The organism is Spirosoma humi (genome assembly GCF_054776575.1).
Genome location: NZ_BAAHBR010000015.1, coordinates 211,192 through 224,260, shown reverse-complemented (window position 1 = coordinate 224,260; position 13,069 = coordinate 211,192). Strand labels below are relative to the sequence as shown.

13 protein-coding genes and 1 other RNA gene are annotated in these 13,069 nt (G+C 48.8%); 6 read left to right on the top strand and 8 right to left on the bottom strand.

The annotated features are described in order from the left end of the window. Positions 1-83 precede the first annotated feature (83 nt). Positions 84-617, bottom strand: coding sequence for a hypothetical protein (locus ACYU8Y_RS17255; protein WP_460939298.1), 534 nt, complete (start codon positions 615-617; stop codon positions 84-86). A 36-nt stretch (positions 618-653) separates the two neighbouring features. Next, positions 654-1,043, bottom strand: coding sequence for a PadR family transcriptional regulator (locus ACYU8Y_RS17250; RefSeq protein WP_460939297.1), 390 nt, complete (start codon positions 1,041-1,043; stop codon positions 654-656). Positions 1,044-1,430: 387 nt separating this feature from the next. Here ACYU8Y_RS17250 and ACYU8Y_RS17245 point away from each other — a divergent pair, with 387 nt between their 5' ends. Next, positions 1,431-1,883, top strand: a complete 453-nt coding sequence (locus tag ACYU8Y_RS17245) for an FKBP-type peptidyl-prolyl cis-trans isomerase (RefSeq protein ID WP_460939296.1) — start codon at positions 1,431-1,433, stop codon at positions 1,881-1,883. A gap of 78 nt (positions 1,884-1,961) precedes the next feature. On the opposite strand, the gene ACYU8Y_RS17240 is transcribed toward ACYU8Y_RS17245, so the two are convergent. Continuing rightward, the gene (locus tag ACYU8Y_RS17240; protein WP_460939295.1) at positions 1,962-2,354 is read right to left on the bottom strand and encodes a hypothetical protein; all 393 of its coding nucleotides are present in this window, start codon (positions 2,352-2,354) and stop codon (positions 1,962-1,964) included. A gap of 153 nt (positions 2,355-2,507) precedes the next feature. Here ACYU8Y_RS17240 and uvsE point away from each other — a divergent pair, with 153 nt between their 5' ends. Beyond that, complete coding sequence (gene uvsE, locus ACYU8Y_RS17235) at positions 2,508-3,407, top strand: UV DNA damage repair endonuclease UvsE (RefSeq protein WP_460939294.1); 900 nt, start codon at positions 2,508-2,510, stop codon at positions 3,405-3,407. 84 nt (positions 3,408-3,491) lie between these two features. Here the strand turns inward: uvsE and ACYU8Y_RS17230 are convergent, their stop codons facing one another. Together ACYU8Y_RS17230 and ACYU8Y_RS17225 are read right to left on the bottom strand one after the other, a co-directional pair. Further along, positions 3,492-3,812 carry a hypothetical protein gene (locus tag ACYU8Y_RS17230; protein ID WP_460939293.1) on the bottom strand — a complete coding sequence of 107 codons (321 nt, stop codon included), beginning with the start codon at positions 3,810-3,812 and terminating at the stop codon, positions 3,492-3,494. A 417-nt stretch (positions 3,813-4,229) separates the two neighbouring features. Further along, positions 4,230-4,835, bottom strand: coding sequence for a DUF3244 domain-containing protein (locus ACYU8Y_RS17225; RefSeq protein WP_460939292.1), 606 nt, complete (start codon positions 4,833-4,835; stop codon positions 4,230-4,232). 456 nt (positions 4,836-5,291) lie between these two features. On the opposite strand from ACYU8Y_RS17225, the gene ACYU8Y_RS17220 reads away from it, so the two are divergent. Then, positions 5,292-6,101: a glucose 1-dehydrogenase gene (locus ACYU8Y_RS17220; protein WP_460939291.1), complete on the top strand. Its 810-nt coding sequence runs from the start codon at positions 5,292-5,294 to the stop codon at positions 6,099-6,101. Positions 6,102-6,209: 108 nt separating this feature from the next. Further along, complete coding sequence (locus tag ACYU8Y_RS17215; RefSeq protein ID WP_460939290.1) at positions 6,210-8,852, top strand: MGH1-like glycoside hydrolase domain-containing protein; 2,643 nt, start codon at positions 6,210-6,212, stop codon at positions 8,850-8,852. Positions 8,853-9,060: 208 nt separating this feature from the next. Here the strand turns inward: ACYU8Y_RS17215 and ACYU8Y_RS17210 are convergent, their stop codons facing one another. Together ACYU8Y_RS17210 and ACYU8Y_RS17205 are read right to left on the bottom strand one after the other, a co-directional pair. Beyond that, complete coding sequence (locus ACYU8Y_RS17210; protein WP_460939289.1) at positions 9,061-9,618, bottom strand: DUF6580 family putative transport protein; 558 nt, start codon at positions 9,616-9,618, stop codon at positions 9,061-9,063. 222 nt (positions 9,619-9,840) lie between these two features. Beyond that, a complete protein-coding gene (locus tag ACYU8Y_RS17205) occupies positions 9,841-10,482 on the bottom strand; it encodes a hypothetical protein (RefSeq protein ID WP_460939288.1) in 642 nt (213 codons plus the stop codon). Positions 10,483-10,656: 174 nt separating this feature from the next. Between ACYU8Y_RS17205 and ssrA the strand changes: the two genes are divergently transcribed. Together ssrA and ACYU8Y_RS17195 are read left to right on the top strand one after the other, a co-directional pair. Continuing rightward, positions 10,657-11,030, top strand: a transfer-messenger RNA (tmRNA) gene (gene ssrA / locus ACYU8Y_RS17200). A gap of 98 nt (positions 11,031-11,128) precedes the next feature. Beyond that, the gene (locus ACYU8Y_RS17195; protein ID WP_460939287.1) at positions 11,129-12,328 is read left to right on the top strand and encodes a tyrosine-type recombinase/integrase; all 1,200 of its coding nucleotides are present in this window, start codon (positions 11,129-11,131) and stop codon (positions 12,326-12,328) included. 315 nt (positions 12,329-12,643) lie between these two features. Here ACYU8Y_RS17195 and ACYU8Y_RS17190 read toward each other — a convergent pair whose 3' ends face one another. After that, on the bottom strand, positions 12,644-13,000 hold the full coding sequence (locus ACYU8Y_RS17190; protein ID WP_460939286.1) for a DUF6864 domain-containing function: 357 nt from the start codon (positions 12,998-13,000) through the stop codon (positions 12,644-12,646). Between the last annotated feature and the right edge of the window lie 69 nt (positions 13,001-13,069).

Below are 13,069 nucleotides of genomic sequence, written 5' to 3'. Positions count from 1 at the left end.
TAAAATAGTGGCAGCGGTTTTTAGGCTCACCAGATTCTTAACTGGTGAGCCTAAAAACCGCTGCCACTATTTTTTTTACAAGTTTACTGTAATCCTCTGCGCATAGATAGTTGATGACGTGTGCTTTGCAGATACCAGCTAATGACGGCAAACGTAACACCGCTCAACCCGGTGAGCCAAACAACGCCACTCAGGCTCATGTATGACCAGGCGTGGCGACTGATACCATCCATTATTGCCATGAGCATCATGCACAAACCAAGCGCCATGATAAAGGCGTTGCGTAAAGTCGTCGGGTAAGCCCGGCGCAAGTCGTAGGCTCCGTAGGCTTTGTTACGGAATTCGAAAATTATATCGTCCAGACTAGCCTGCTTCAACTGATCGTCGGTCATGGCAAGCTCAATCTGGTAGGTTTCGCGTAGGTGCCGTACCGCTTTTACATTGGCCTGTTCCAGCACGGCGTCCATAGCCTTATCGAAAGGAAGTCCCAGCCAGAGATACCGTTCTACTTCGCAGGCGAGGTGATCCAGCAGTTCGTCAACCAGCACATCGGATGAGCCGCTGTGAATTAGGTGGTTATGTAAGGTCGTTAGTTGTTGAGGGCTGAGTTTTTCCATGGCGCTATCCCAGTTTATACTCGTGAAAAAAGCTGTTTAATGGCTTGTGGCTAAATTGACAGGCAACCGCAGTAAGACACGCATGGTATCCATAAATCGCTCGAAATCCGATACCTTCTGCACCGCAGCCTGGGTGCCCTGGGGGGTCAATGTATAGTATTTGCGCAGTCGTCCTTCTACTTCCTCCGTTTCTGTCGTCAGCAATCCTTCCTGTTCCAGCTTATGCAGAACGGGGTACAACGCGCCAAACGTCAAGGTTATTTCGCCATGTGTTCGCTCTTTTACGGCCTGAGTAATCTCATAACCATACATACGGCCCTGCCGGGAAGAGGTCTGGCCGGCAGGATCTGGTTTCTGTTCAGACAGTAATTTAAGAATGATTGTTTTTAGAGTTCCTCTTAGAAACTCATTACCCGATGATTCCATGCTGGGAAAAGACAGTTTTACGTACGATTTACTGTAAATATATATAAGATTCTAATATATATTTTCGATTTGTGAAGAGAATTTAGGGCAAATATTTATCATTAAGGAGTTGAAGTCGTCCACCTGCCCCCACTTGCTCAACGTGGGCGATCGCCATTCATAAATAGATCGAAAGCGGGATCAATCTTTGTCAACTCGATTGTCGATGCAGGTCAGCGGAGCTGTAGGCAGTTGTCAAGGGCAGGGGCGAACGTTCGGGAGCAGTGTATAAAGTTTGAACTTTTGCCCTTGGTCGGTAGTTCGTCAGAAGTTAGCGTATAGTCCAACCATTGCCGGAAGTTCCGGTATTTTTATGGCGACGTTTTTTACCACAAACAACATAACAATATGGCACAAGCAAAATCTGGCGATACCGTTCAGGTTCACTACACCGGAACCCTGAGCGACGGAACCGTATTCGATTCATCAGAAGGCCGATCGCCCCTGGAGTTCACTGTTGGCAGTGGTCAGGTTATTAAAGGGTTCGATGATGGCATAACGGGCATGAGCCAGGGGGAAAAGAAAACCATCAATATCCCCGTGGAAGATGCGTATGGGCCAGCCAATGAAGATATGATTTTTACGCTGGAGCGTTCAGATATTCCAGCCGATATTCCCCTTGAGGTGGGCACGACACTCAACATGCATGAAGATGGTAACCCGCGTCCAATTCCGGTTATTATCCGTTCGTTGACAGATACACATGTTACGCTGGATGCCAATCATCCGTTGGCCGGACAGGATCTAACCTTTGCCATTGAATTGGTGGGAGTAAAATCGCCGTCAGGATTGATCTTATAAGTGCGGATCTTAGTCAATAAAAAACCGCTGGAAAGCAGAGCGTCTGTTTTCCAGCGGTTTTTTATTGACTAGTATTACTTACTGCCGGGTTAAATCGTCCAGCTCGCGCAGGGCCAGCTCAATACCCCGAGCGTTGGCGCGGGCTGCATAAGCGGCAAGTGCCACGGTAATAGCCCCGACGTTGATCGCAACCGGCAGATCGTTGAGCTGTTGCAGACTCGCTCTGGCTTTGTGTGTGCCTTCCAGGATGCGAATAGTTATCTGATCCGCGTTGGTGAACGCAGGGCGGGTCGTTCGTAGTTGCATCGCCTGGGCGCGGTCCAGCAGGCTGTTTTGATAGGCATTCAGGTCCAGTTGCTGTTCATGGGTCAATTGGGTCCAATGCACAGCCTGGAACTCGTTCAACGAACGGGCCATATCACAATAAGCGGACGCAAGATCATTGATTTGGGCAAGGGTGAGGTCTTCCATACGCTTTCCTGGCTGAATCAGCAGTTAATGAGGACAGTGTGACTTGACCGTTGAAGATAAGTCACTTCCCGCCTTTTTATTCCCAATTAGACGACTTTTGAACAAACGGTAAAAAAAGCTAAACTGGAGGTCGGGCATTTCAGTTTAGTCAGCATGGAGGCAATACCACTGAACGCCGGATATGCTTGTATCAACCTCAGCCTTCAGGCTGATAAAATTACCAGCAATCGGGGAATGATCAAGAAGACCTTCACCGAGAGAGGTGTAGCGTATGCATCGGAACTGGCGTTGAAAAATGTGCAGGATCTGTTAAAAATTGTTGACTGGAATCTGGAAAATGGATTTCGCCTGTTTCGAATCTCCTCCGACTTGTTTCCCTGGTCGTCGGAGTATCGGTTTTCAGAGCTCCCCGACTTTGTCGACATCCGGGAGACACTGGAGGAGATTGGCAGTCGGCCTATTCGATTAACGGCCCATCCGGGCCCATTCAATCAGTTGGCCGGCCAGGGGAGGGTGTTGGAAAACACGATAAAGGATCTTGAAACGCAATCGGAGGTTTTTGACCTGATGGGACTCAAGCCATCACACTGGAACAAAATCAATTTCCATGTTGGCGGAACTTATGGGGATAAAACAGCAACGTTAATACGGTTTGCCCAGAACTTTAGCTTACTGTCCGAGAATCTTCGGGCTCGCCTGACTATTGAAAATGATGATCGGGTAAACTTGTACGCGGTTGAGGATCTGATACATCTGCACGAAGTCATTGGCATACCCATTGTTTTCGATTATTTCCATCATTCCCTCAATCCAGGGCAATTGAGCGAAGAGGAAGCGTTTAGGGTAGCCTACAATACCTGGGATGTGAGGCCTGTTTTTCATTTCTCCAATTCCCGCCGGGATTATGAGGACCCGAAAGCGCGCCGGGAAGCCCATGCCGACTGGATCTATACACCCGTCAACACCTATGGTAAGGAACTGGACATTGTTTTTGAGAGCAAGATGAAGGAACTGGCTGTTACGCGCATGAAGAGCACTGGGCTGGCTCTTTAAGTTTGTGGTTTAGATGCCTGATAAAAAGATACCCCACCGTGTTAGAGTGGGGTATCTTTACAAGGAATCACATTGGCTTACTTATTATTCTCTACCAACTTCGCCCGCCGACCGGCCGACCGACGCGTGGAGCTGACGTTCGCGCAGTTGTCGCCGGGAATTCTTCGCCGAGCTGGCTTTGCCTAACTCTTTTAACGGAGGTCCTTCGCCCCGAAGCAGATACTCCGCCGAAATTCTGGGCTCGGCTTCGCAAATTCGCTCTAATATCTCTAAACCGGGTTTCGTTCTGCCGCCGACTATATTGTAAATAGTCATTCGGTTAAATTGATGGTCAATTAGAAACCGATGGGGGGTTGTTTTGAGCGCAATAAAAATTGCTTTAAGTTTTTCATTTATGGGTATCATGGGTGTACTGTTTATAGAATTTCTCAAATATACAGTTCCACCGGAGGTATGGGGTTTTTTTTAGGTAAAAAAAGTGTATAAAATGTAGCTAAGTGTATATATGGGTCTAATTAATTCTATAAAGTTTTTTAAATTGAGTTTATGTAAATAAATAACCTATATACATCAGGCGCGAATCAGCGCATTGTTCCACAAATTACCTATTCTGAACGTTCCTCACGAATGGTAATCGGTTCATAATTAAGCGGTTCATTCAGAACCTGCCCCCAGTGTGTAGGAGACATAAAAAAGCCCGCTGCCTTCTGTAAGAAAGCAGCGGGCGGAAGAGGGCAGTGACTAGCTTGTCCGAAAAGACTAGTCACACGTTTGTTGAGAAAGTGTGTTAAAAAAGCCGAAGGTGTTTACACCCCAGAAACCCTAGTGCTGAATGGCAACGCGAGAAATAAACTTCTTCTCATTAGGACCAACCACAAATGTGTAGGCACCATCTGGAAGAGCCGACAAATCAAACCGGCGAACTGAACCCTTGAACGTGTCGGTCTGAACCAGCACATTCTGCGCATCGTAGATGGCTACATTGGCTTCGTTAATGTTTTTGGCAGGCAGAACTACTTCAATTTTGTTCTTTTCGTAAGCCGTCAGCGTAGGCTCAGCCATTTGCTGCAGGCCGCGTTCGTCTACGTTGAGCGCGTTCGCTTTGATCGTCAGGCCCTGAGACATCCACCAGGCGTTGTTGCTGGCTGTCAGGTAATACTGACCATCCGGCAAATTGTTCAAGTTGAACGAAGTAGCCCGTTTGGCATTTTTAGAAATAAATCCCCGATAGAGAACGTTGCCGTCGGCGTCAATGATCGCCACGTCAACCGATGCTCCCGGCTGTGTATAAATGCGTACTTTCTTTTGCTCGGACTTCTCAACTTTCACACCACTCATTCCTGAACCTGTGTCAGCTTTGGCATCTCCCATGCCTGCCAGACTCATTGCTGATAAAAGGACAGCTACTGCTAAACGGAATTTTTTCATTGGTTTGAAATTTTTGTTTTACCGGGACAAAGGTGTGGGCTGAAAGCTATTTAATGCAATAGGGCTATTGCTGAAAACCAGTGTTTTACGAAACATTCATTTTATAATTATATTCCTTCTGAGCAAATTAGGGCGTTTATTGAAAAAGTACAACAAGTCCCTATTTTCTACGTATGAATTGTATTTTTCTAATAATTCTAAATTATAGGACTCTATACGTTTGTGGGCCTAGTTTGTATCGTTAAAATCCAATTTCTAAAAAATAGTACAAATTTAGGGGTGGCTGCTTCCTGGTTTTTCTGACAATAATTAGTGGATTAACAGTTGATTAATTTGTTGGATGGCCGCTGGTCCTAGCGTACGTTTGCTACGAAAATTCCGGAAGAGATGACTTATTCAGTGGTCTTAACAAAACCAGGCGAAAGGGGCTTATAGACTAAACTTATTAGGAAATTCATGGATCAGGTATTGAAAGGACAGGTCGCTGTAATTACCGGAGCCAGCAGTGGCATCGGTGCAGGAGTCGCAAAATCATTAGCCCTTGCCGGTGCTACGGTTGTTGTAAATTATCCGGGCGAAAGCAGTAAGGACGCGGCCAGTGCCGTGTTGAGTGAGATTACGAACGAGGGCGGTACGGGTATCATTGCGCAGTGCGACGTGACGCAGGAAGATCAGGTAATCAAATTTTTTGCGGATGTTGTCGCTCAGTATGGCACAATCGATATTCTGGTCAACAACGCGGGTTTACAACGGGATGCGAAATTTCATGAGATGACCTTGGACCAGTGGAACACCGTCATTGGCGTCAACCTGACCGGCCAGTTCCTGTGTGCCCGCGAGGCCATCCGAGAGTTTTTGCGTCGTGGACCGCGCCCCGACGTGTCGGCTGCAACCGGAAAAATCATCTGCATGAGTTCGGTCCATGAACTGATACCCTGGGGCGGGCACGTTAACTACGCTACGTCTAAAGGCGGGGTTAAAATGCTGATGCAATCGCTGGCGCAGGAATACGGTGACCGGCGGATTCGGGTGAACAGCATTTGCCCCGGCGCGATTCAGACGCCCATCAACAAGTCTGCCTGGGAAACGCCCCAGGCCCTGAACAGTCTGATGACGTTGATTCCGTACAATCGAATCGGTCAGCCTGCCGATATCGGTAATTTGGCCGTTTTCCTGGCTTCCGATCAATCAGACTACATTACCGGAGCCAGTATCTTTATCGACGGTGGCATGACCGTTTTCGAAGGCTTCGCGTCAAATGGATAGGAAGGGGGGGCTACAGGATCATGGCGTAGGAAATCGGATTACCAGAATGCATCCAGCCTACGCCCTATGTCTTATAGCCTGTAGCCTACATCATATATCGTACTGCACTTGACTACCGAACACCATCGATTAGAAGATCCTGCCTGGCGGCAGTGGGGCCCCTACGTTTCGGACCGCCAATGGGGGACCGTGCGTGAAGATTACAGCGCGAATGGCGATGCCTGGAACTACACAACGCACGACATGGCCCGCAGTTACACCTTCCGCTGGGGCGAGGAGGGCATTGCTGGTATTTCCGACGATAAGCAGCAGCTTTGCCTGGCACTGGCCCTCTGGAACGGGAACGATTCGATTCTGAAGGAGCGGTATTTCGGGCTGACCAATGCCGAAGGTAACCACGGCGAAGATGTTAAAGAGCTTTATTATTACCTGGACAACACCCCAACGCATGCCTACCAGCGAATGCTCTACAAGTACCCGCAGGCAGCTTACCCCTACGAACAGCTTCTCCATGAAAATCGACGCCGGGGTAGACAGGACCCCGAGTTTGAATTGCTCGACACGGGGCTGTTCGATGCTGACCGCTACTTCGATGTCTTTGTCGAGTATGCCAAAGCGGGTCCGCAGGACATACTAATGACGATAACGGTGCACAATCGCGGACCAGAAGCGGCCGCGTTGCACGTGCTGCCAACACTCTGGTTTCGCAACACCTGGGTATTTGGCGATGATTCGGATGGCGTACCCAACTACCGGCCGTCGCTCGTGCTGCAACCCGACAAAACCGTATCCGTCGAAGACTCGGCTCTGGGGCGGTATATTCTGCACGCCGACGGCAAGCCGGAATGGCTGTTCTGCGACAATGAAACCAACACGGCCCGTCTTTATAACACCCATACGGGCTCACGGTATCCAAAAGATGGCATCCACGATCATGTACTGTATGGGGCCGATACGGTTAACCCGGCCCAGACGGGCACCAGGGCAGCCGCGCATTATACCATAACGGTCGAATCCGGCCAATCGGCTATAATTCGGCTCCGGCTCGAAGCAACGGGTCAGACGGGTACGGGTCTGGCGACGCCGTTTGTTGGTTTCGATGCCATCTTCGACCAGCGAAAAAAAGAAGCGGACGATTTCTACGCACAGATACAATCCAGCGAAGCCACTTCCGACGAGCGACTGGTACAACGGCAGGCGTTTGCCGGCATGCTCTGGAGTAAGCAGTATTATTATTACGATGTGTCGCGCTGGCTTGATGGCGATGAGAATAGTCCACCGCCCCCCCCCGAACGGTTGCATGGCCGCAATCATAGCTGGCTCCAGTTGATCAATGCCGGGGTCATTTCCATGCCCGATAAGTGGGAATACCCCTGGTATGCGGCCTGGGACTGGGCCTTTCACTGCGTAACTCTCTCATTGATAGACCCTGGCCTTGCCAAGCAGCAACTGATGATGCTGACCAATGAGTGGTTTATGCATCCGAACGGGCAACTACCCGCCTACGAGTGGAACTTCTCCGACGTGAACCCACCCGTGCAGGCATGGGCGGCCTGGCGCATCTACCATCTGGAACTGGAGCGCAAGCCGCCGGGGGAAGAGGATTTAACGTTTTTGCGGGGCATCTTTCACAAACTGATGCTCAACTTTACGTGGTGGGTGAACCGGAAAGATCAATCCGGGAACAACATTTTCGAAGGTGGGTTTCTAGGTCTCGACAACATCGGTGTGTTTGATCGGAATACCATTTTTCCCGGGAACAGCCATCTGGAGCAGGCCGACGGCACGAGTTGGATGGCCATGTACGCCCTCAACATGATGCGCATCGCGCTGGAACTGGCCCGCCACGACTCGGTTTACGACGAAATGGCAACCAAGTTCTTTGACCATTTTCTGTACATAGCCGGTGCCATTACCAACATCGGTAACAGCAACGTTGGTCTTTGGGATGAAGAAGATGCCTTCTTCTACGATCAGTTGCGCATGGACGATGGCAGTGTGCAACGTATGCGGGTTCGAACGCTGGTTGGCCTGATTCCGATGTTTGCGGTCGAGGTGCTGGATGATGAGCTTTTACAGGCAAATCCGGCATTCGTCAGCCGAATGGTCTGGTTTCAGGGGCACCGTCCGGATTTGTATAACCAGGTCTCGCGCTATACCGAAAAAGGGGTCGACGAAAAACGATTACTTAGTTTGTTGCGCGGGTTCCGCCTGAAAGCCCTGCTGTCGAAGATGCTGGATGAGCAGGAGTTCCTGAGCCCTCACGGGATTCGGGCGGTATCGAAGGTTTACCGGGACAACCCGTATGAGTTTACCCTGGAGGGCACCACCTTCCGGCTGACATACACCCCGGCCGAAAGCGACAGTGGCATGTTTGGGGGCAACAGCAACTGGCGAGGGCCGGTTTGGATGCCTGTCAACTACCTGTTGGTCGAAAGTCTGGATCGCTTCTACCACTATTTTGGCGACAGTTTTACGGTCGAATACCCGGTTGGATCGGGTCAGCAGATTACACTCGACCGGGTTGCCCACGAGTTAACCAACCGACTCATCAGCCTGTTTACCCTCGATGCCGACGGAAAACGCCCGGTCTTTGGGCAGCATCCTAAATACCAGGATCCTTATTTTCGGGACTATGTGCTGTTCTATGAATATTTCGACGGGGACAATGGGCGTGGGGTAGGTGCCAGTCATCAAACTGGCTGGACGGGTCTTGTCGCCGAGTTAATCAACCGGAAATATCGAAAATAAACGTGCCCCGACTTCTATACGAAACCGGGGCACTGGAATGTTGAAACTGTTTTAGGGTTACTCTTTTGGCAATTACCGGGACTATTCGTCAGTCCGTTTTCCCCCTAAATCCCCTGAAGGGGACTTTGCTCACGAGTGTACAAAGTCCCCTTCAGGGGATTTAGGGGTTCCAAAACAGCTTCACTAAAAAGCGTTAAGCTTATGTATGTTACCGGCGTGCGGGCCGAAGAACCATAAACCGCTGTTGCAGCAGGTAGTAACTTCCGAACAGCAGACCGCTAAAGAACAAGTCGCCTACCAGTCCATTCAGGAAAAAATTAGTACCGTTGTAGAACGCCAGTCCAGCCGCGTAGCATCCCATCAGACCGGCAACCGTTTGCGGGTAATACGCACTACCGTACCAGACCGAAAAGTTCGTGATCAGAAAAAACAGGACCGAAGAAGCAATGGAAGCGATAGCAATGCGCCCCGCCGAGGGCCGTTGCAGGGCTGTGTGGCGAACGGCCCACAAGCCTAGCACCCAGGTCAGTGCAAAACAGAAATATACCGCGCCCATGCTCCCGTGAAAACCGATGATCGAGTCGCTTAGCAGCATAGCCGCCATAGGAACAGCCAGCCCCAGCCATTTCCGTTCAAAGGTGGCTGCGCCGAACAAAGCCAGAGCCGCAATGGGCGTGAAGTTCGGCCAGTGAGGCACCAGACGAAACAAGGCCGTAACGAGAACGATGACAGTAAGGGTGGTTAAACGAATTTGAAGGGGCTTCATGGTGAAATCAGCAGTTATTGTATTGACGAATGTGAGGTGTCCGACTTAGAACATGATACAGAGACACCCCGTAAAATCAGGTAAGTGGCTATACGGTTAACAAAGGTAACGCCATAAATAGATACAGCAAAGCTAAATTTACGGCCTGCACTCCGTTCGACGTCTCCCGCCCGATCAAGGGAAGGCCGCTACCCGGAAGCGTTCCTGAAAATTGGTTTCCGGCTAATTTGCCGAGTAGTGTTGAAGAAAAGCGATTAAGCGCTCGAAGCGGACTTGTTCGTAGGGGTTTTGCGTCTGCTGAATAAACATCTGGCGGTAGGTATCGACCAGCTTATTGAACCGCCAGTTGTGGTTCAGACTGGCCGTAATGAGCCCCTTATAGCACCGATGCATCTGGTTGTATACGTACGGACAGGGTTGGTCAGGCTGCCCATTCAGCAAAAAATCAATGGCAGGTATCGTACAGGAAGTGGTTAGAAAATCGAAGCCGCAGGAGCGGAAGAAGTACTCGATCTGATTGCAGACCACCAGAAGTTCCTGTTCCGAATGAATGCTGAAACGAACCGATGCGAAGTCAGCGAACTGGGTAATGGACGCCGTAAGGGTATTCGCATCCGGACGGCTCAGCGCCTGACTGGCCTGGAACTGCTGGGCAATTTGCTCCACCTGATTATTCCGGCAGCCAAGCTGAATATCCAGCAGCGTCTTGTGGTCGTAGAACGTCGTATAAAGCATTACGTTTTGAAACCCTGCCTCCGTGGTTTTGCGATACTGCCGTTTTTCGGGCAGTAACACGAACTGATGCCGTTGGAAAAAGGGCGTCAGGTGCTGGTACAGGAGGGTTTCAAAAGAGGTATACGTCATGAACGTATCGCCATATCGGCATAATTAGGATACCACTGACTTTATAACCATTCTGGTCAGGATAAGTTTCAGGGAGACTGCGAAAAAAAAGCCTGATTTATGCGCCTGACCGGCGAACCAAAGCACCGGCAAACCAGTTAGGTTAATGCAGAAACGCGAAAGCGCTTCAGTTTTGGGGACGACCGGAATTGACAGCTTGCTGAGGTCGCGTGTAAGCATGCCGGGAGTTGACGGTATTTCCCGCCCAAACAAATCGTCAAAACAATAACTGGCGAATATAACTACGCCATGGCTGCCTAATCCGGAGGATTAAGCAATAGCCATTGTCTCCCCGGCCTACGTGCTGCTGGCTGGATCAGGAGGCATCGACTCGCAGCGCTGGCTCGGTTTATGGTGTTAACGGCCGAGTAAGACACAAGCACCTACGGATGAAGCTTGGTTTGGTACACACCGGGCCGATTCCCGACAATCCTAAGGGTACCTAAGCATGTAGAAGGCACGACGGGTTCCTTGACTGGACGAGAGTTCGAATCTCTCCGTCTCCACTTTTGAAAGCCCTGTAAGTCAAGTACTTACAGGGCTTATTCTTGTCATAGGGTCAATAATGGCAAGAAAATGGCAAAGAAATATCTATCAAATATTCAGAATGCCCGCCAATAGCAGTGCCGAATATCCCTATAAAGAACCCTTTCTATCGAAGCCGGACGATAACGACCTGGCCAAGCAATGGGTTGTTGAGTATGGCGTTTGGTCGGAGAAGCATCGTAAGATAAAGCGGAAACGAGTCGTGCTTTCGGGTAAGACAGTCGAGGCCCGGTTGGCTGATGCCAAACAGGTTATAAAAGAGGTCAAAAAACTGCTTAAGGAGGGGCATGTAGTAGACCCGGAGGAGCCTGTAAAGCCAGTGGTATCACCTGTAGAAAAAGTGACTGCCCCCAATGACATTGCTATTGTTGATGCCATTGAGCAGTACCTGGTATTCGTTAAGCAGGCTTTGTCGGGTAACTCGCTGAAGACTTATACCACCGCACTTCGGCTGTTAAAGCGTTATCTGGTCAGGCATAAACAAAAAAAATACCGACTGACTCAGTTCAGCCCGGTCGATGCTCAGGAATTTCTTGATGAGTTGATTACGATTGAGAAGCTGAGTAATCGCACCCGCAACAATACAAGAGGGTCGGTGATCACTTTTTTTAAATTCTTCATCAAGCGGGATAAGACCAAAAAATTCAAGGATAACCCATTTGAGGACTCTAATAAGCTACCACAGAACAACCACAAGCATAAGGCATTCAGCGACCGCCAGCGCGAAGCCTTCCGTAAATACTGTGAAGAACAGGGTTACACCCAGTTGATGCTGTTCTGTCAATTCATTTATTATACCTTCTTTCGCCCTGGTGAAGAGGTTCGCCGGATGAAGGTTGGTGATATCCGAAAAACAGCCGTATTCGTGCCGGCTGAGCATGCCAAAAATGACGATGCCGAATATGTTGAGATTCCTCAGGTATTTGAAAAGATCATCAAGCATCATAAGATAAGAGAGTTTCCGGAAACTCACTACGTCTTTAGTTACGACGATCAGCCAGGGCCTGATCTATTGGGGCCTAAATACATTTACCGTCGCCACGTCGAAGTGCTGAAGGCAATCGGCCTGGAGGGAACTGGTCACGATCTGTACAGCTGGAAACATACTGGAGCAATAGCCCTTTGGGAAGCTACTCAGGATATTGACTTGATAAAGCGCCAGTGCCGGCACTCCGATATTAAACAGACCATAGTTTACCTGCGCGATCTGGGTATCCGGATTGATAATTCGGACCAGATACATAAGTTTCCGGACTTTTAACTGGTTGATTCTGACTTATTTCCGAAGAGATATCCTAAAGCTAACGTGATTATTGGAGATATGATTGACCAGAAATCTTTGATTGAGAGATTGGTCTTATCTGAAGGTACATTGTACATAACACATGTATAAATACTCCCTGACAAAAGCAAAAGGATGATAACAATACCTGCTACATTGTGAGGTATATTCTTAGAATTACCCCATATTCTGCCTAGTAGTCCAGTTTCGATTTTGATTAGATCAATCGCATTCTTATTTTCTACTGCTAATATTTCAAGGGGTTTTCTCTTGCTTAAGTTGGGATTTATTTCGTTAGCCATTTAGCTTCTCCTCCCCAAGATAAAAGGTGTAATGTAAGATTGTGTCGCTTTTACGGTTAGGGTAATTGTAAGTTCTAAAACTTAAATAAAGAGCTTTGTCGTTAAGCTTTCCCATATAAAGCGGAGAGCCTGTACCCAGGCCTTGCTTATGATGTAGATTTTCCAACTGAATTGTAATTTCACCTGGATCGGTAATGTCGAAGGATACCAATGGTTTCTCTCTATCGGACTCAAGAAATTTAAAGGTAATAATGAAGTCTTCGGCGAGATAAAATGTTAATGTCTCGTCTCCAAAACTTATAACACTGCCTGACTCAAGCACTTCATATGGACCACTAGTAATCTTCATTCAGGTTTCTGCATGATTAGTTGGCCCACAAGGTAATATCTTTTTTAATATTTGAAGTGGCCTCCTTGT

Excerpts from the sequence above, each read along its gene's own strand:
- ACYU8Y_RS17255 (WP_460939298.1), bottom strand. The coding sequence starts at position 617 with ATGGAAAAACTCAGCCCTCAACAACTAACGACCTTACATAACCACCTA.
- ACYU8Y_RS17250 (WP_460939297.1), bottom strand. The coding sequence starts at position 1,043 with ATGGAATCATCGGGTAATGAGTTTCTAAGAGGAACTCTAAAAACAATC.
- ACYU8Y_RS17245 (WP_460939296.1), top strand. The coding sequence starts at position 1,431 with ATGGCACAAGCAAAATCTGGCGATACCGTTCAGGTTCACTACACCGGA.
- ACYU8Y_RS17240 (WP_460939295.1), bottom strand. The coding sequence starts at position 2,354 with ATGGAAGACCTCACCCTTGCCCAAATCAATGATCTTGCGTCCGCTTAT.
- uvsE (WP_460939294.1), top strand. The coding sequence starts at position 2,508 with ATGGAGGCAATACCACTGAACGCCGGATATGCTTGTATCAACCTCAGC.
- ACYU8Y_RS17230 (WP_460939293.1), bottom strand. The coding sequence starts at position 3,812 with ATGATACCCATAAATGAAAAACTTAAAGCAATTTTTATTGCGCTCAAA.
- ACYU8Y_RS17225 (WP_460939292.1), bottom strand. The coding sequence starts at position 4,835 with ATGAAAAAATTCCGTTTAGCAGTAGCTGTCCTTTTATCAGCAATGAGT.
- ACYU8Y_RS17220 (WP_460939291.1), top strand. The coding sequence starts at position 5,292 with ATGGATCAGGTATTGAAAGGACAGGTCGCTGTAATTACCGGAGCCAGC.
- ACYU8Y_RS17210 (WP_460939289.1), bottom strand. The coding sequence starts at position 9,618 with ATGAAGCCCCTTCAAATTCGTTTAACCACCCTTACTGTCATCGTTCTC.
- ACYU8Y_RS17205 (WP_460939288.1), bottom strand. The coding sequence starts at position 10,482 with ATGACGTATACCTCTTTTGAAACCCTCCTGTACCAGCACCTGACGCCC.
- ACYU8Y_RS17195 (WP_460939287.1), top strand. The coding sequence starts at position 11,129 with ATGCCCGCCAATAGCAGTGCCGAATATCCCTATAAAGAACCCTTTCTA.
- ACYU8Y_RS17190 (WP_460939286.1), bottom strand. The coding sequence starts at position 13,000 with ATGAAGATTACTAGTGGTCCATATGAAGTGCTTGAGTCAGGCAGTGTT.